Consider the following 16,960-nt stretch of genomic DNA (forward strand, 5'->3'; position numbering starts at 1 on the left):
GACCCTGGGCCACCAGGCCAAAAGCGCGGACCCGCTCTTGCATCAACTTCCGCCATCGTTGACTTTCCATGTCCGAACGTTGGATCACGCACTCAGGACAATGCTTGTGGCCGATAAAGGCAAGATTATCATTGAAGCTTAACACCGAAGCTGGTCGTCGCAAGAGGCAGTTGATCTGCTGGAGACACACAAGATTGACCACGTTTTCGCCGATCCCGCGCCCGTGTAGCCTGCTGAAACCTTCAGCGTGCCCCCACGATGTGTTCGTCTACACGGAAATCCTGAAAGCTACTATTGCGCCTATGGTGACGATGAGATCAGATTCTTTTCCAAACTCGTGGCGCCTGAGGGCTGGTGCGTCTCCGACAACACTGCCTCGAGTGCGGCGATCGAAAATGCTCTAACGATGAAATGCATGCCCGCAGGCCATCCTGTGCGAAAGACACCGGGATGAGGCAGACACACTTGCGATGCCGTTTCCGCGGAAGAGGGGAGGGGAGGGGAGGGGAGGGGAGGGGCGACCTCACGTGCTTGATCATTAAGTACAGAGTTTCCGCAAATCCGTTGCAATGCGAAGCATCACTTCCCGGCACCAAAAAGCTCGCGGTCATCCTCCCGCTCTCACGGGGAGCCAGCCGAGGGCCCAAGCGCGGCAGCCGCCGGTAATGGCAACCTTCAACTCCGGTTCCGCGTATTCGATTATCTGGCCTGGTGAAGAGATCGAAGCTCACCAGCCGTCTGTTCCAAGCGGTTCGCCATCGGTCCAATATATGAGCTCCGACTGTGCTGGACCCTCCTCCAAGGGGCGGCTCGTCACCAGGACCCGGGTATTGTCTTCCGGGGCACTTGCCGTATGACGCCACGGCTGGCCCGTTCTCTTTTTCCCTTTCGACTGCCTCAAGTTTGGCCTCGCCTTGAAAAGCGGTCTTTTTCAAACTTTTGAGATTCCCAACACGGAGCGCTTCGCTTCCAATCCCCGCTGTGATGCGGCGCTCAAGTCTCTCCAGGAAACGAAACAGGACGCAGTTTAAGCAGCTGATCCCGGATGGACCCGACACGACGAACTTGATGGAGCTCCCAAGGGGGAGGGGCACGGCGGATAGCAAAAAACGGTCCAGGCAGCGAATATTAAACGGCCTGTATTGAGGCGCGCTCAACGACTTCGGTTTTCAGGACGACTTTGCGGGCCGCTTGATCTCCTCCATTCAACCGATCCACAAGAAGTTTGGCCGCACTCGCTCCCAGTTCATACACGGGCTGCCTAACAACGGTTATCGGAGGCGTGGTTACGGATGTCCAGTCTGCATCGTGGAACGACACCAATGACACATCGCCCGGAATATTTACTCCCAAATCGCGATGAGCCTTGAATACCTCGATACCGATGATGCTGTCTGATGCGATAATCGCGGTCGGACGGTTTGGCGATTGGAGCATTTCGGTGACTATCCCGTGTGTGCGTTCCGGCGTCACAGCGCCAACCTTCACCCATTTCTCCATGCCCGGGAGGCCCGCCTTACGGCAGGCATCAAGATATCCCTCGATACGACGCCGGACTGAGCCGGTGTTGATGTCCTTTGACGTGTGAAAGCAATGATCCGGCGTGTCGCAGGCGGTGATATAGGCAATGCGCCGGTGGCCAAGCCCGATCAGTCGGCGGGTGACGTTCTCTGCAGCATGACGGTCATCTGCAAGGACCGTGTCCACTTCGAGGGTGTCACTCCCACGATCAAGCAGGGCTAGCGGCAATCCTGAACGAATAACCTCGTGCAGGTGCTCGACATCATTTTCCTTAGCTGGAGAAACAATGAAGCCGTCTACACGCCTGGCAAGCAAGTTACGGATGGCCGCTTTTTCGACCAAAACATCTTCACCCGAATTGATGAGGATGACAGTAAATCCCGCTTGTCGGGCGACATCCGTGATACCGCGAACGCCAAGGCTGAAGAACGGGTTTTCGATATCGCCCACCACGACACCAATTGTGCCGGAGCGGCCCGTCGTCATGCTGCGGGCAAGCTCATTGGGACGATAATCCAGGAAAGCTGCGGCGGCTGTGACGGCCTCACGCACCCGGTCGCTAACGGTTCCGTAGCCGCCGAGCACACGTGCTGCGGTGGCCTTTGAGACGCCCGCCCTGCGCGCAACGTCAGCCACGGTCACGGAAGGAGTTTTTGATAGGCTCTTGTCCATAAACGATAGGCTTACAAGAGAACTTGACGACTGGCAAACGCGAAGATAACAATTGTCAAAATCAAAAGAGACCGGTCTCATACCAAATTGAGACCGGTCTCATTTAAAGAAAAAGACTTCCGACATGCGAACTGCATGGGCCGGGCGGGTGAGGTCATGCCGCCGTCCGGATGGGACCCGTGCGCCTTGAATACATCGCAGACAACGACACCAGAGGAGACGAAACCAATGCGATTTACCGAAGCCTTCACTTGCCCCTTTGCCAAAATCCGCGCCACCGCCATCGCGGTCACGCTCGGTGTCCTTGCAGGCGCGGCGACGCCGGCACTTGCCGACAATCCGCTTGGCCTCATTGATCCCGCCACCATCAGTGTCGGTACGATGGGCGATGCCAAGCCCTATGCCTTCACCACCGCTGACGGTAACTTCACCGGCTTCGACATCGAGCTTTTCCTTGATGTCGCCGGACGTCTAGGCTTCAAGAAGGAACAGGTAGTTTTCACCGGCCAGGAATTCTCGGCCCTGATGCCCTCGGTCGCCAACGGCCGCTTCGATGTGGCAGCGGCTGCAATCGGTACGACGGCCAAGCGTAAGGAGACCGTTGATTTCTCCGACGGTTATCTCGCAGGTTTCCTCAGCGTCCTTACTTCGGAGGCTGGCATCACCGATGCAGCGGGCCTCAAGGGCAAGCGTCTCGGCGTCGTGCAGGGCACGCTACAGGAAATCTATGCCGAAAAGAACTTTGCCGGCACCGATCTCGTGAAGTTCCCGGACAACAACTCTGCCGTTTCCGCCCTCAACAACGGCACGGTCGATGCCCATTTCCTCGATTTCGAGGCGGCAAAGGACTATTCCGCCCGTTACCCGGCGTTGAAGGTTGCAGTCAATATTCCGAGCTTCGATGCACCGGCCGGCTTCGTCATTCGCAAGGGTAACGATGCATTGCGCGAGGCGCTCAACAAGAGCCTGAAAGAGGCTATGCAGGACGGCACCTGGAAAAAGCTGCACGAAAAATGGTTCCCCGGCACGCCGATGCCGCAGGCATATCTTCCCAAGCAGTGATGCCGCCTTCCGGTCCGGCCCTCACCGGTCGGACCGGCCTTTCTTTCAAGGGATATCCTGATGAACTGGCTTGAAAACCTGCGCCGCAGCTTCCTCGACTGGAACGCCATGGCCGAAGTGCTGCCGACCATGATCACGGTCGGTCTGAAGAATACGCTGATCCTGGCTGCGACCTCGACGGTGCTTGGCGTCGCCATTGGCATGATGCTCGCCATCATGGGCATTTCCCGCTCGCCCTGGCTACGCATCCCCGCCCGCCTTTATACCGATATTTTCCGTGGCCTGCCGGCCATCGTTACAATCCTCCTGATCGGTCAGGGCTTTGCCCGCATCGGCCGCGAACTCTTTGGCCCGTCGCCTTATCCCCTCGGCATTCTGGCGCTCAGCCTGATAGCCGGCGCCTATATCGGCGAAATTTTCCGCTCTGGTATCCAGAGCGTCGACCGTGGCCAGATGGAGGCCTGCCGGGCTCTGTCTATGAGCTACGGCCAGGGCATGCGCCTTATCGTCGTGCCACAGGGCGTGCGCCGCGTGCTGCCGGCCCTCGTCAACCAGTTCATCGGCAACGTCAAGGATTCGAGCCTTGTTTATTTCCTTGGGCTTCTGGCCTCCGAGCGTGAGATTTTTCGCGTAGGGCAGGACCAGGCGGTGGTGACGGGTAATCTTTCACCGCTACTGCTGGCGGGCGTATTTTATCTCATCGTCACCGTGCCGCTCACCCATGTCGTCAATGCGATCGACAATCGCCTGCGGATTGGCAAGCAGCGCCCCTCCGTCATCACCAGTGGGCTGGAGGAGGTTAGCGAACTCGACAGTGCAGCCCGCGCCACCGGTGTCTCCTTCAAGGGCGGCAGCCTCGACGTGCGTCGTCTCGGCATGGCCTATGGCGATCTAGACGTGCTGAAGGGTGTCGACCTCTCGGTGAAACCGGGCAGCGTCACCTGCATCATCGGCCCGTCCGGTTCCGGAAAATCGACCCTGTTGCGTGGGCTAAACCGTCTGGTCGAGCCGAAGAGTGGCGATATTCTCATCGATGGTGAAAGCATTCTCGCCATGAAGCCGGAAACGCTGCGCCGCCGGGTCGGCATGGTCTTCCAGCATTTCAACCTCTTTCCGGATCACACGGCGCTGGAAAACGTCATGCTGTCACTGACGAAGATCAAGGGCCTGCCGGCAGCCGAGGCCGAGCGCATTGCCAAGGCAAGGCTTGCCGATGTTGGTCTTGCGAGCCGCCAGCATCACCGTCCGGGCGGTCTTTCCGGCGGGCAGCAGCAGCGCGTCGCCATTGCCCGTGCGCTTGCGATGGAACCGGAAGTCATCCTTTTCGATGAGGTAACGAGTGCGCTTGATCCGGAATTGGTCAAGGGCGTGCTCAACCTCATGGCCGAACTCGGCACGCGCGGCATGACCATGGTCGTCGTCACGCATGAAATGGGCTTCGCCCGCCGGGTCGCCGATCAGGTTGTCTTCATGGACGAGGGGCGCGTGGTGGAAGCTGGCACGCCAGAGGCGATATTCGACAATCCGCAGAGCCCGCGTCTTCAGCGCTTCCTTGCGGAAGTGCTCTGAGCGTCGGGAGGAGAAAAAGATGACAAGAACGATACGATGGGGCGTGCTCGGTTGCGCGGGCATCGCCGCCAAGGCGGTCATTCCCGCCATCCAGTCCAGCCGCCTGGGACATGTTGCGGCGATCGCCTCGCGCGATGCCGCCAAGGCGAAGGAAATGGCGGCCCGCTTCGGCATCGCCAAGTCCTATGGCAGCTACGAGGATCTGCTTGCCGATCCGGAAATAGATGCGATCTACAACCCTTTGCCCAATCACCTGCATGTTCCCTTGACGATCAAGGCGCTGGAGCAGGGCAAACCCGTGCTCTGCGAGAAGCCGGTCGCGCTTGATGCTGCGCAGGCGATGGAGCTGGCGGTCGTACAAAAGGCAGCGGGCCTGCCGGTTGCGGAGGCCTTCATGGTGCGCCACCATCCGCAATGGAAGAAGGCGCGTGCGATGATCGCCGAGGGGCACCTTGGCGAGGTCAGAGTCATCCAGACGATCTTTTCCTATTATCTCGATGACCCCGGGAATGTGCGCAACCAGGCCGATATTGGCGGCGGCGGTCTGTTCGACGTTGGTTGTTATGCCATCAACACGGCGCGCTTCCTGTTCGCCGCGGAACCGGTGCGGGCGATCGCGCTCATGGAGCGCGATCCCGTCTTCGGCACGGACCGGCTGACCAGCGGGTTGCTGGCATTTCCGGAGGGGAGGCAGCTTGCCTTTACCTGTTCCACGCAACTCTCCCTCACGCAGAAGGTCACGGTGCTTGGAACGCGCGGGCGTCTGGAAATCCCCATTCCCTTCAATGCACCGACCGATGAGCCGACCGTCCTTATCTTCGATGATGGCCGCGATCTGGCCGGCGGCGGTCGTGAGGAAATTACGATCGGGCCGGTCGATCAGTATCGCGAACAGGTCGATGCATTTGCCGAGGCTGTTCTCTCCGGCAAGCCACTCGAGACGGGGCTGGAAGATTCGATCGCGAACATGAAGGCGATCGACGCACTTTTCCGCTCCACCACCAGCGGCCACTGGGAAGAGCCCTGATCGCTTCACCCAATCCGTATGACAATTGATTGAAAGCCAACCCCATGACCGACAACACCATCTCTTCGACCGTCATCATCGGTGCCGGTATCTTCGGCGTTTCCACTGGCGTGCAGCTTGCGCGGCGCGGCATCCAGGTCACGATCCTCAATGACGGCCCGCCCGCCAACGGTGCTTCCGGCCGCTCGCTCTCCTGGCTGAACTCGGCGCGCATGCGCTCTGAACCCTATCATCGGCTGCGTATGGCCGGCATCGATCGTTACCGCACGCTCGCGGCGCAGAACCCTGATGCGGAATGGCTGCGCTTCGATGGCGGCCTGACCTGGGATGCGGATGACGAGCGCAACGAGATCGACGCGGCCTATCGCCACGAGGTTTCGCTCGCCTATGACGCGCAGCGGCTTTCCGCAGCCGAAGTCGCCCGTGTCGCGCCGGGTCTCGACGCAGGCGCAATCACCCCGCAGGGTGCGATCTTCAATGCCGGGGAGGGCTGGGTCGATCTGCCGACACTGATCGGTGTGCTTCTCAAGGAATTTTCCGGGCTCGGGGGCGTTCTGGTGACGGACCAGGGGGCTGCGCGGGTCGTGATCGAGGGCGGTCGCGCCGTTGGCGCCGAAACCGCGAAGGGTTACCTCCATCGGGCCGATGCTGTCGTGCTCGCGACTGGTCCGGCCGTGCCGAAGATGGCTGCGGAAAGCGGACAGACCATCGGCGATGGAACACCGATTGCCCTTCTCGTGCAGACCAAGCCGCTCGCTCATCCACTGCGTGCTGTCCTCAACACGCCACGTGTCGCTATCCGACCAGCGCCGGGCGGTACTTTTTCGCTGGATGCTGACTGGGCAGCAGAGGAGGGCGTGACAGTGCGCGCCGACGGCACTTGTGAGATCGATGACGAAATTGTTGCCGAACTTCTGACGGAGGCTGCCAAGGTGTTGGAGGGCAATCCGCGACTCGAAGTCGCTTCGATCAGCGTCGGTGGAAAACCGATTCCGGGAGACGGCGAGCCAGTAATTGGAGCCATCGGAGCCATCCCCGGTTATTATGTCGCGTTCAGCCACAGCGGTGCAACGCTTGGCCTGATCGTGGGCGAGTTGCTTGCTTTCGAGATTGCCACTGGAACCGAACATCCCATGCTCGCGACCTTCCGACCGGAGCGTTTCTCGAAATAACCAGCATCGGGAAAACCTATGGAAAGTAAGCCCGTCCGATCGTGGCGGGCATACTTTGCCGCAAGGCGCTGCAGAATTGTGTTTCGGAAGGTAAGGGAGCAAGCCACTTACCAGTTATCGGCCGGACGAGGACTGGTTATGACGTCGAAATAAAAGGATGAAAGTAACTTGGTAAGGTAACTGAACTCAGAGTGGCAGTACATCATGATGTCCAAGCCCGATCTCGTCTGGCATCTGTGTCCCTTCTCGGTGGTATACAGACCGAGTGCGAACCTGCTGCGCAAAACCAGCCCGTCAAGCGTATCTCTGCCACATGCATCGTTCGGCCCGAGACCAGCACACCATCGGAATCCTGAACCACGTTGTCGCCTCGGGGATTCTCCGAGCGCTCCGATGTAGCTGTTGCCCATTTTCCCGTTTTCGTTCCAGACAGGATGGCGTTTGCGATCGTTTGGATGCCACCAGAGCAAATGCTCCCCGGTTTTTAAATACTTGAAAGCACCAGTCAAGCATGACGCCATTGTAGCCCGGCGTGACGGTTCGGCAAGTGACGACGAAGATAACCGGCACAGCCCGAGCAATCCTTGCCTCGCTGATTGGGTGAACCTCTGCGGCGCTGCTCTGGGCCTCGAAGTCCCTTACGAATTCCCAGACAAGGAAGTGTATCGACGAGTCGACGACTGTATCAGGCTTTTCGCGCCGATCTTGAATGGCGCAACGTCGACCGGATGACGACCCAGATGCAACCAGCCGATCTTCAATCTTCGCGCTGGGTTCAGAAGAGGTTCAGTGTTGACGGACCATGGTGGCCATATCTCATCATTCGCAAGGTCGGGCAAACGGACGTAGCGGCAATCCACGGCAGGGTAGGGCGGCGGCTTTTACCGTGTAAACGCCTCGCCACTTTGGTCAACGTTACCAACCACTAGCTAAGAGCGCCCTGGAGGTATCACCTGTGCGAGCCCAATATCACCCAGCGGCTTTGACGTTGTGGCCGCCGGCACGCAGCAGAGCCATAAGGACCGGACCAAGTGAAAACTCACCGCGCTTCGCCTTGCTTGTCAAATCCCGCAGATATCCGCCCGCTGAGTTGATGTGACCGCCGCGCTCAAGAATGCAAGCGATGGTCACCGCCGCATTTTCCGGACCCATCACCTCACAGGCCTCCTGATATGCCGACGGGCTGACACCCAACATTGATCGAACCACCACGGCAGCCGTCATAAGCTCCCGCCAGTTTCTGATCTCCCCTCCAGGGCCATAGTTCGAAATTTCCGGGCACGCACGCAAGACAAGTCCAATCGGGAAAGCCTTTATCGGCACATGCACGGCCCGCCCATTTTCACTCGGCTTCGCTTCCAGCTCGTTTCGAGAGCTTGGTTCAAGTTCATTAGGAGGGTTGGTATTTGAATTCTGTATGTGCCGCTCAATTTGGGCATCACTGGTGTTCATTTTTGATGAAAAGTCTCCGGAATTCAGGAGTTTGACGATATCCTCACGCAAACTGCTCATCCTGACGCCGAGATCGCCAAGTTCAGCCAGGCTGGGGCTGCGCGGGATTTCTCTCACGAGAGCAATATACCGTTCCTCGATTTCGTCCCAATCGCCTGCAGCCCCTTCTTCAACAGCTGCCGTGATGAGCTTGCGGATATCACGCCGGCAGATTGTCAGGTTTTCCTTTGCCCGTCTAAAGGCAATTCGATCGGCCGCAACCTGCTGGGCGAGGCATGCAAGCTCCTCAGCGCGCATAAGAAGCGGCGATATGTCGAAACCGAAGGCGTGTTCGATTGATCCATCGTTATCTTTTCTGGCATAGCGTTTACCGTTGGCGCTATCCTTGCGGATGATCAAGCCGGCCTCGACGAGGAGCGCAAGATGCCGACGCAAGGTAGCGCCTGCAATGCCATGGGCACGAATTGACAGCTGAATGTTCGAGGGAAAGACGATGAGTTGCGCGTCCTGGCGCAGTTCGTTCTCAGGATAGAAGCTCAAAAGCGCGTCGAGAACCGCGAGGCTGCGGTCCTGCAGACCAAGCACCTCCCGAGCTTCCGATGCGTCGCGGAAAACCTTCCACTTGTTTGCCGATTTACCTTCCTCGATCCTGCTCGTGGCGATCTGCCGCCTCACAAGCGCAAGGGTAACCTGTCGCCGCCCAAAGGGCGTCGTCACTTGTCCACCTTCCATGTCTTCGCCTCTCAAAAAGGCAAAAGAAGAACGCTCACCGAAACGGCGCCAAAGACTCTTGACTAGGTTTCATGGAAATGCGATTCTCAAGCTCTCACACAACGAGAAGGGCTTCCATGACGGCAACGTTTCGGGGGCCTTTTTCTTTTGCGCGCTTTCCTTCCTTAATTCGTGCCAAAATCCGCTTGCGGTTTCGATCAGTTCTTCGATTTCTCACGACTGAAGCGCTCGGCCAGCGCTGGCAACTCTGATTCAATAAAGCTCAGGAATTCCACCGAGGCCGGCGTGTACGCTGAAATACGAACCTCCTTGGCCGTACGCACAAGCCTGCCCAGTTGCTCGCCTGCGGGGCCAGCAATGACTTTGCCAGTCTCCTTCAAGGGAGCTTTCGGTTTCAGAGCATTAAATGCTGCCAGAAACTTCTGGTCTGATCCGAGGCGCTTTTCGGCGCTGACGGATAAAGCCTTGCTCACTGCATCGTGCAGATCCGGCCTTTCGGAAAAAGTCTTTGCAAAGTCGGCCCATCTCGGACGGCCGACCTTCGCCGCCCGCCCGATTGCTTCGATGATTCCGGACGGGACGGCGCGGTAAACGGACCGCATGCGTGCCAGTTCAGGATCGTCGATGGACAGGGCAGCCTTGATATCGCGAGACTTCACATTGGCATCGTCCATACGGCGGGCAAACAGGGCGCGCTCAATCCAGGTCAGATCCTGGCGATCGGCGTTTTCAATACCCTGTGCGATGACCAGTTCAACGTCCGAAATCTCTACCTCGATCGCCTTAACCGGAATTCCGAGGTCCCGGGCGGCCTGGAGCCGGCGGTGGCCGTAGATCACCTGATAGCGGTCAGGTGAGGACGGTGATTTTCGGACCTGGATGGGAACCTTTTGGCCTTCGGAGCGGATCGAATTCCTGAACGCCTCGAAATCGGAGGCATCATCGTCAGGAAGACGATCGGGAAAGGGCGAGGGATCGATTTTGGACGTATCGAGTTCGCGGATGGCGCCTCCGCCGGCCTCGACCAGCGCCTTCAGGCGATCGCGTTCCGATTTGATGTCGTCGATCGCCCGGTGCGCCGCACCAATCACGCCCGCACCGACACGAGCGGATGGACCGGGTTGGGGAGCGGCCGCAGGGTTCTCCGTCGACAGCCGGTTTTCCAGTTCCGCAGAGAGCAACCCAAAATTTGCTACGATGGATTTACGCGATGACTTGCTGGTCATGTGCGCCCCCAACTGGTGTTGATCAGTTTCACAATGGCTTCATTGACGGCGTCGACCGCCTCGCGGGCTCGCTTGTGTGTGTCACGGCCGATCTGGCCCATTTCGAGTTCGTAGATGGAGCGTTTTGCAAGTCCCGCTGCCTCGACGGCTGTGCTTTCGATCAGGGTTGGAAGAAGCACATCGGTACCAAACAGATGGCGCATCATGGCGACAACCTGAGACTGGGGCGCATCGTTGGGATCATGACGGGTGACGAGATAGCGAATGAAATCCTGATCAAGTTGCGCGCCGTTTTCATTCAGCACGCTGATCAGGTCTCCCATCATCAACAGGAACTGGCTCATGGAAGCCACGTCAAGCATCGCCGGATGGACGGTGATGATCATGCTTGTGGCAGCGTAGATTGCGCTGAGCGTCAGGAATCCGAGGGACGGCGGCGTATCGAGGATAACCACGTCATAATCCTGATCGACCTCGGCCAGCGCCAGCTTCAGTCGCTCGAAGAAAATTGCCCCAGAACCGGATTTCTGCGCCAGTACCCTTGGCGTCTCGTGCTCATATTCCATGAGCTCGAGGTTGCCCGGGATCAGGTCGATGCCGTCGAAATAGGTCTTGCGAATAATGTCGCGGATCGATCGACGCTCGGCGTCGTCATAGCGCAACGCCGCATAGATGGTCTCGTTGGCGCCGACGTCAAACTCGGGCTGCGCACCGAAAAGAGCAGAAAGCGAGGCCTGTGGATCGAGATCAAGTGCGAGGACACGATAGCCCTGCAAGGCGAGATAGTGTGCAAGGTGAACACAGGTCGTGGTCTTGGCACTGCCACCCTTGAAGTTGGCAATGGCCACGACCTGGAGGTGTTCTCCCTCGCGGCGTCTCGGTAGGAATCTCAACGCGTCTGCCGGCTTCTGGCTAGCGAAGAGTTCCCGCAACTCGTTGATCTGGGCCAGGGTGTAGACCCGATGATTGTTTTCCAGACGTCCGGGAATCGGGCCACGCCCTTCACTCGACAAGAGTTTCAGGGTGGAATCAGGTATGGACGTCAGCTTTGAAACTTCATTGGTCAGGAAGGGGCGCAGGCTTTTCTCCGACTTCGGCGGATACATGCGTGTGCGCAGTTCCTGCAACTGCTGCGACAAAAGGCTTGCATGGCGGGCAATCTTGCCGCCTGCATCTTCCTTCCGAGCAATTGTTGCTTCAATCTTGTTCGCTATCGCCATATCGCCCCCTTGGCGGACAAAGTTCGGTTTGCCGCCCAAAGCCCGCCAAAGGTACAACACGATTCTCGCGTCGCGTCCAGAGATTAAAAGTTAATGAACTCTTAACGTAACCACGTACGTCCTGAACAAAGGCGGCGCTGCTATTGCGTTATTTTATTGGCTTTCCAATGCCTTAACACTTTAATACGGGCAGCTTTGATTGTCGTTCGGCCCAGGTCAACTATGCAAGCGCCCGCCGTTTGGAACCGGTCCGGGATCTCTGTACAGCCTCCCAGGACCGCGATGTGAAAGAACCCGGATTTGTAGAATTCACCAACTGCCGCCCGATTCCCGAATGTGCTGATTTCCATCCAAAGAAAAACGGGGAACTTCATGCACATCATGGCTATCGCCGCACCTCGCAACGAAGGCGAGAAAAAACTGCTGGAAGAGCACCATAAACTTCGTGCGCGGGTATTTTCAGGACGCCTGGGATGGGACGTACACGTCCACGGCGGACACGAACGCGACGCTTTTGACGATCTGGGACCGACATACATACTCGCCGTCTCCGAGGGCGATCACGTGCTCGGCTGCGCGCGCCTTCTTCCGGCAGTTGGCCCCACGATGGTTGGCGATGTTTTCTCATCGCTCCTTCCCGACGGTAATCTCCACCCCCACGATGCCATGATCGAAAGTTCGCGCTTCTGCGTAGACACCTCTCACGAAGTGGCCGGGCGATCAAACAGGGCTCACGAGACGACGCTCGCCATGTTTGCGGGGATCGTCGAGTGGGCCTTACTCGCCGGCTATACCGAGATTGTAACCGTGACCGATCTGCGCTTCGAACGCATCCTCTCCCGTGTCGAATGGCCACTGCGGCGCATAGGTCCCGTCAAGAAAATCGGTACCACAACAGCTGTCGCGGGGATTCTCCCGGTCTCCTCATTGATCTTCGAAAAACTTCAGCCGGCAAATTACTGCTCAATGATGGAATTTCGTCCAACACGTCCAAAGGAGCGGCTTGTGGCTCATCCCTCGTCCCATGCCAGGCTTGTCAGAAAGCTTAAGGAGGCGCTCGGCGACCAGCTTTGCTCGGCCCTTGATGACGGCGCGGTGGTCGAAGTGATGCTCAATCCCGACGGCAGACTGTTCATCGAGTATATCGGTCGGGCTATTGCGGCGGCCGGGGAAATATCGGCGTCGGCAGCAGAAATGTTGATCGGGACCGTTGCGCACGCTCTTCGCTCGGAAGTCGGCATGAACCAACCAGTCATCTCGGGCGAGTTGCCCATCGGCGGTCATCGATTTGAAGGCCTGCTTCCACCGGTCGTCGCAAATCCAGCCTTTTCGATCCGCCGGCGGACTTCGCGTCTCATAGCGCTCGACGAAGTGGCAGAGCTTGACACTTACAGGACGCTAGCTGCCGCCTTGGTAATGTCGCAGACCCTGCCAACCTGCCATCTCCGATGGCGTAGCGATACAAGTTGGCCATGGCCAACTTTTGCTACGCGCTTCGGGGTGTTTTAAGCATAAGGCCCGGCCAACCTGAGTTGAGCGGGCGGAGCGGATTTCAGATGTTCAGTTTGCTGCCGGGACCGGGCAGTCCAAATCGCCCTCGGTGCACTGCAGGTAACCTTTGAGGTCTTCTGTGCGGCTTTGGGTCAGACCTTCGTGGCATGAGCTGTTGACGAACGGATATACGGTCCCAGTACGAACGTTTGAGGTTTGAAAATTGCATTCGGCATCGCGAAACGCGATCCATGCCCTCTGTGTTGCAACGAGTAGCTTGGTAGTATCGGCATCGTCCTTCAGTCGCCCTTCGATCTCCTTATAGACCTTGTTCATTTCTGCATCCGATTTCTTCAGCGATTCAGATGCGCAGACGTTCATTTCAGTCTGGTTGGTTTTGTCGCCACAACTTTCATCTGCAAACGCGAAGGTTGACGCCGCCAGAACAAATGTGACGGACAGCAGCAAAGCTTTCATGGTGAACCTCTCTCCCTTTAGATGTGCGTTCGAATACCATACGCCGAGACGGAGCTTATCCTATTGGTTGTTTTTTGCGACCACCGGTTCTCATGGTCGATCTTTTCGATAGATTGGCAAGCTCTTCGTTACCTAAGCAGGGCAGCACAGGCGAAGGCGCCGTCAGGGGTCAGAACAAGATCAGGGCGAAATCGTACGCCAAGCAAATTTGTCCATATTCTCAGCAGTTTGCCATCTATTCAGATTTCCAACAAAGTGTTCCTCAGGAACCTGAAGAAACTGTCTCGGCATTGCCGAAGTTGACAAGGTCGCAGTTCGTGAAGGTGCTGTCGCCGGGCCTTGAAGTTCCATAGCATTACAGCGTCGATTTCGATTTCTCGCTCGTTTCCGTTGCCTGGCAGCGCGCTTTTTGACTTCAGTCGGTCTCGCCTGCGACGTTAGTCTGAGATTTTTGAAGACACAGGGTTGCTCAAGCGATCGCTTAAGTCGTAACCGTTCGATTGGGCTTGACCACTCAAGGCGTAGTGACGACTTGTATGAAATTGAGTAATTGCCAACTGGCGTCTGCAAAATCGCATGCTGCCGGATCAAATTCAAACGTCAGGAGACAAGAGGTGTTATTGCGTCGCAAGCTGATCGCCATCTTCCCTTGCCTGGTGCTAACCCTCTTCAACACGGCTGCTCCCTACACAATAAAAGTTCACGGTGTCTCGGCGATCGTTGCTGAACAGGTGGCCGATGCCAAGGATGGCAACGGGAATGGTGGCGGTGGAGGCAGCGGAGGCGGAGGCAGCGGAGGAGGTAGCGGGAACGGAGGAAGTAGCGGCAACAGTGGCGGCAACGGTAACAGTGGCAGCAACGGCAATTCGGGCGGCAAGGGAAGCAATAACGGCCAATCGTCGGGCACCGGAAATGCTGCGAAAAGCCAAACCGATGTTAATGACGCGGCGAATTCAGGTCGCGGTGCCCTGACTGTTCGCCATAGGGATGGCATCAGCGAAAGTGTCCAGCGCGGACGATACGTGATGAAGGACGCGAAAGGCCGAACAATCGTCAACCGCGATGCAACGACCGCAGACGAGCAGCGGCTCAGATCGTTCCTTCGTTAACGGCGTCTGTCAATCTCGTCGCGAAACGCCATCGCGGCTTCCGTCCGGTTGCTCACGCCAAGCTTGGTGAAGATCTGCGTCATATGGTGTTTGATCGTCTTTTCGTGCAGGTCCAGCTTGAGACCGATATGCTTGTTGCTTAATCCGGCAGATGCAAGCGCCAGTACCTCCTGCTCACGATCCGTCAACGCGGTAAAGGGATTGGCCCCTGCGCCTGATCCGCTTTCCGAAATCAGGCGTGCAGACAGGGTCGGCGCAACGTAGCTCTCGCCTGCCGCGACGCTTCGAATGATATCAGCAAGTGCACGTGACCCAACCCCTTTCAGGACGTAGCCCTTCGCTCCACTCTTCACCGCTGCCATGACGTCATCGCCTGCCTCGGAAACCGTCAGCATCACGATCTTCTGGCCGGGCACCTGGTCAAGTATAAGCGGGATAGCCTCGAGCCCGCCTCCAGGCATGGAGATATCGAGCAGCAGGACATCCGGTCGGTGCTCTGCCGCTATGCGTAGCGCGTCTTCCTTGCTGCCTCCTTCTCCGACGACGTTGAACCCGTCCATTTCCATCAGGCTTCGGATGACACCTTCCCTGAAGAGGGGGTGATCATCCACAACTGCCAGGCTGATTTGCTGCGCCGTCATGCCTGCTCCATTTCCTCGATGTTAAGGGACATTCGCACGGTGGTCCCACGCTCGGATGAAAAAAGATGGAAGACGCCACCCAGGCTTTCAACACGATCCCTCAGGCCGGCAAGGCCGAGTTTCTGCGGTGAAACATCCCTCACGCGGAAGCCCTGTCCTTCATCGATAACTTCGATGATAATCAGTCCGTCTTCAGATGTTTGCGCAACCTTTTGCCCGACGCCGCCGGCATGGCGATATCCGTTGTTCAGTGCCTCCTGTACAAAGCGATAGATGCATATCTTTGCCGAGGTCGAGAGGCTTGCAGGCGTCTTGTTCAACGAGAGTTCGGCAGAAGCGCCCGTGCGCTGCCCGTGCGCGAGGATCGCACGTTTCAGCAGGTCAGCAAGGCTATCCGTTTCTATGTGGGGCAACATCAGCCCGCTGCAAATACCACGGATTTCCGCCATAGCGTCATCGAGGCTTGTCTTGATGTTCGTCAAGGATGCTTCGCGATCTTCGGCAGGAGTGCAAGGATCGGTGAGCATCGGGCTGTCAAGGCGTAACGAGGCATAGGCGACCAATTGTGCGGGACCGTCATGCAGGTCAGCACCGATGCGGCGCAGATAGCTCTCGTTAAGCGAGGTGGCCCTTTGCGTGGCGCGCTGAACACGTGCACGTAAAGCTTCGTTCTGCCGCAGCAGGGCGGACAGTTCAGCGACGCGATCACTGAGCGCCTTGCGCTGGCTGTCAATAGTACGGCTTCCACGCAAGACGATAATCGACAGGAGGATAAAAAATGTCATCGTAAATGCAGCAACCATGAACCAGCTCAACAGCCGAGCCTGATTGAGGCTCCACTCGAAATCATGGGCTACCTCGAAAAATTCAGAGACGGCGACGACTTTGCCGGACCAGGGCTGCAGGACAGGATTGTAGATTTGCAGAAGTGGATTTTCACTGTCGCGTTCGGCCTCGCTCTCGACGTCACCGATCCGATTGAACCTTGCTGCCATTCGGCCGGAAAAGGCCGTTCTGAGGTCATCAGAAAGCGGGAACTGCTTGCCGGAAAGATTCTTGTCGCTGGAATAGAGAATTGTTCCATCGCTGCGCCAGAGCCGGAATGAAAAAAGGCGCTTTCCAAGTGCGCCCTGACCAAGTGTCTCATCCAGGGCCCGCGTTATCGAATCGTCCAGAGCATGGGTGGTTTGCATATCAGGCAGAAGAGGGGCGATCACGCTGTCGACATAAAGCGCTGTCGTCGCTGCGGAGTTACGCGTCACGGCGTTTTCGATCAGGCTGGCAACGAAGTAACCCACGATAACCATCGCACAGACCGCGACAAAACCACCCGCAAGCAGGAATTGCCTTGCAAGGGATTGAGAATTCCAGCGTGCGACGAGATTTGTCAGAGGCACTTTGTATTTACGGCCTGTCGGCAGAACACGCATTATCAGCACTCATCTCCCAACCTTTATAGCTATCCTGGCAAAGCGGATTGTCAACCATTGCCTCGGGGAGGCGCGGGTTTGCCCCGAAGATGAGCCCGTTCTCACTCCATACAATCAGGGACCATCGGGCGCGATCAATCGGACTATGGTCCGAATGCC

12 protein-coding genes and 3 pseudogenes are annotated in these 16,960 nt (G+C 57.6%); 7 read left to right on the forward strand and 8 right to left on the reverse strand.

What is annotated here, in order from left to right; genetic code table 11:
• Nucleotides 1-621: 621 nt before the first annotated feature.
• Nucleotides 622-901 (reverse strand): annotated as a pseudogene (locus MRBLRC7O_RS24880) (hypothetical protein).
• A gap of 227 nt (nucleotides 902-1,128) precedes the next feature.
• Nucleotides 1,129-2,193 (reverse strand): LacI family DNA-binding transcriptional regulator, encoded by a 1,065-nt coding sequence (locus MRBLRC7O_RS24885; protein WP_031233251.1) that lies wholly within the window; start codon nucleotides 2,191-2,193, stop codon nucleotides 1,129-1,131.
• A 228-nt stretch (nucleotides 2,194-2,421) separates the two neighbouring features.
• Here MRBLRC7O_RS24885 and MRBLRC7O_RS24890 point away from each other — a divergent pair, with 228 nt between their 5' ends.
• Genes MRBLRC7O_RS24890 through MRBLRC7O_RS24905 form a run of 4 tightly spaced genes read left to right on the forward strand, consistent with a single transcriptional unit; the run spans nucleotide 2,422 to nucleotide 7,023 of the window.
• Nucleotides 2,422-3,255, forward strand: a complete 834-nt coding sequence (locus MRBLRC7O_RS24890; protein WP_020808214.1) for an ABC transporter substrate-binding protein — start codon at nucleotides 2,422-2,424, stop codon at nucleotides 3,253-3,255.
• A gap of 60 nt (nucleotides 3,256-3,315) precedes the next feature.
• Entirely contained in the window at nucleotides 3,316-4,824 is a 1,509-nt protein-coding gene (locus MRBLRC7O_RS24895; RefSeq protein WP_020808213.1) for an amino acid ABC transporter permease/ATP-binding protein, read from the forward strand.
• 19 nt (nucleotides 4,825-4,843) lie between these two features.
• Nucleotides 4,844-5,851, forward strand: coding sequence for a Gfo/Idh/MocA family protein (locus MRBLRC7O_RS24900; RefSeq protein WP_031233250.1), 1,008 nt, complete (start codon nucleotides 4,844-4,846; stop codon nucleotides 5,849-5,851).
• Between the two features lie 44 nt (nucleotides 5,852-5,895).
• Nucleotides 5,896-7,023 (forward strand): NAD(P)/FAD-dependent oxidoreductase, encoded by a 1,128-nt coding sequence (locus MRBLRC7O_RS24905; protein ID WP_020808212.1) that lies wholly within the window; start codon nucleotides 5,896-5,898, stop codon nucleotides 7,021-7,023.
• Between the two features lie 969 nt (nucleotides 7,024-7,992).
• Here MRBLRC7O_RS24905 and repC read toward each other — a convergent pair.
• The 3 genes from repC to repA form a co-directional block, all read right to left on the reverse strand.
• Complete coding sequence (gene repC / locus MRBLRC7O_RS24910) at nucleotides 7,993-9,207, reverse strand: plasmid replication protein RepC (RefSeq protein ID WP_080865331.1); 1,215 nt, start codon at nucleotides 9,205-9,207, stop codon at nucleotides 7,993-7,995.
• A gap of 197 nt (nucleotides 9,208-9,404) precedes the next feature.
• The gene (repB, locus tag MRBLRC7O_RS24915) at nucleotides 9,405-10,433 is read right to left on the reverse strand and encodes a plasmid partitioning protein RepB (RefSeq protein WP_020808210.1); all 1,029 of its coding nucleotides are present in this window, start codon (nucleotides 10,431-10,433) and stop codon (nucleotides 9,405-9,407) included.
• Nucleotides 10,430-11,653 carry a plasmid partitioning protein RepA gene (gene repA / locus MRBLRC7O_RS24920; protein WP_060727476.1) on the reverse strand — a complete coding sequence of 408 codons (1,224 nt, stop codon included), beginning with the start codon at nucleotides 11,651-11,653 and terminating at the stop codon, nucleotides 10,430-10,432. Before repA ends, repB begins: the two co-directional genes overlap by 4 nt.
• 372 nt (nucleotides 11,654-12,025) lie before the next feature.
• On the opposite strand from repA, the pseudogene traI reads away from it, so the two are divergent.
• Nucleotides 12,026-12,619, forward strand: a pseudogene (gene traI / locus MRBLRC7O_RS24925) (acyl-homoserine-lactone synthase); the annotation flags it as partial.
• A 3-nt stretch (nucleotides 12,620-12,622) separates the two neighbouring features.
• Nucleotides 12,623-13,024, forward strand: a pseudogene (locus MRBLRC7O_RS24930) (P-loop NTPase family protein); the annotation flags it as partial.
• Nucleotides 13,025-13,213: 189 nt separating this feature from the next.
• Here the strand turns inward: MRBLRC7O_RS24930 and MRBLRC7O_RS24935 are convergent.
• Nucleotides 13,214-13,621, reverse strand: coding sequence for a lysozyme inhibitor LprI family protein (locus MRBLRC7O_RS24935; protein WP_020808206.1), 408 nt, complete (start codon nucleotides 13,619-13,621; stop codon nucleotides 13,214-13,216).
• A 536-nt stretch (nucleotides 13,622-14,157) separates the two neighbouring features.
• Here MRBLRC7O_RS24935 and MRBLRC7O_RS24940 point away from each other — a divergent pair.
• The gene (locus MRBLRC7O_RS24940; RefSeq protein WP_162144065.1) at nucleotides 14,158-14,730 is read left to right on the forward strand and encodes a hypothetical protein; all 573 of its coding nucleotides are present in this window, start codon (nucleotides 14,158-14,160) and stop codon (nucleotides 14,728-14,730) included.
• Here MRBLRC7O_RS24940 and MRBLRC7O_RS24945 read toward each other — a convergent pair.
• Together MRBLRC7O_RS24945 and MRBLRC7O_RS24950 are read right to left on the reverse strand one after the other, a co-directional pair.
• A complete protein-coding gene (locus tag MRBLRC7O_RS24945) occupies nucleotides 14,727-15,371 on the reverse strand; it encodes a response regulator (RefSeq protein ID WP_020808204.1) in 645 nt (214 codons plus the stop codon). The genes MRBLRC7O_RS24940 and MRBLRC7O_RS24945 overlap by 4 nt on opposite strands.
• The gene (locus MRBLRC7O_RS24950) at nucleotides 15,368-16,801 is read right to left on the reverse strand and encodes a sensor histidine kinase (protein ID WP_020808203.1); all 1,434 of its coding nucleotides are present in this window, start codon (nucleotides 16,799-16,801) and stop codon (nucleotides 15,368-15,370) included. The genes MRBLRC7O_RS24945 and MRBLRC7O_RS24950 overlap by 4 nt, the downstream gene beginning before the upstream one ends.
• Between the last annotated feature and the right edge of the window lie 159 nt (nucleotides 16,802-16,960).

This window comes from Agrobacterium radiobacter, from assembly GCF_040801995.1.
In the GTDB taxonomy this organism is placed as follows: Bacteria; Pseudomonadota; Alphaproteobacteria; order Rhizobiales; family Rhizobiaceae; genus Agrobacterium; species Agrobacterium radiobacter.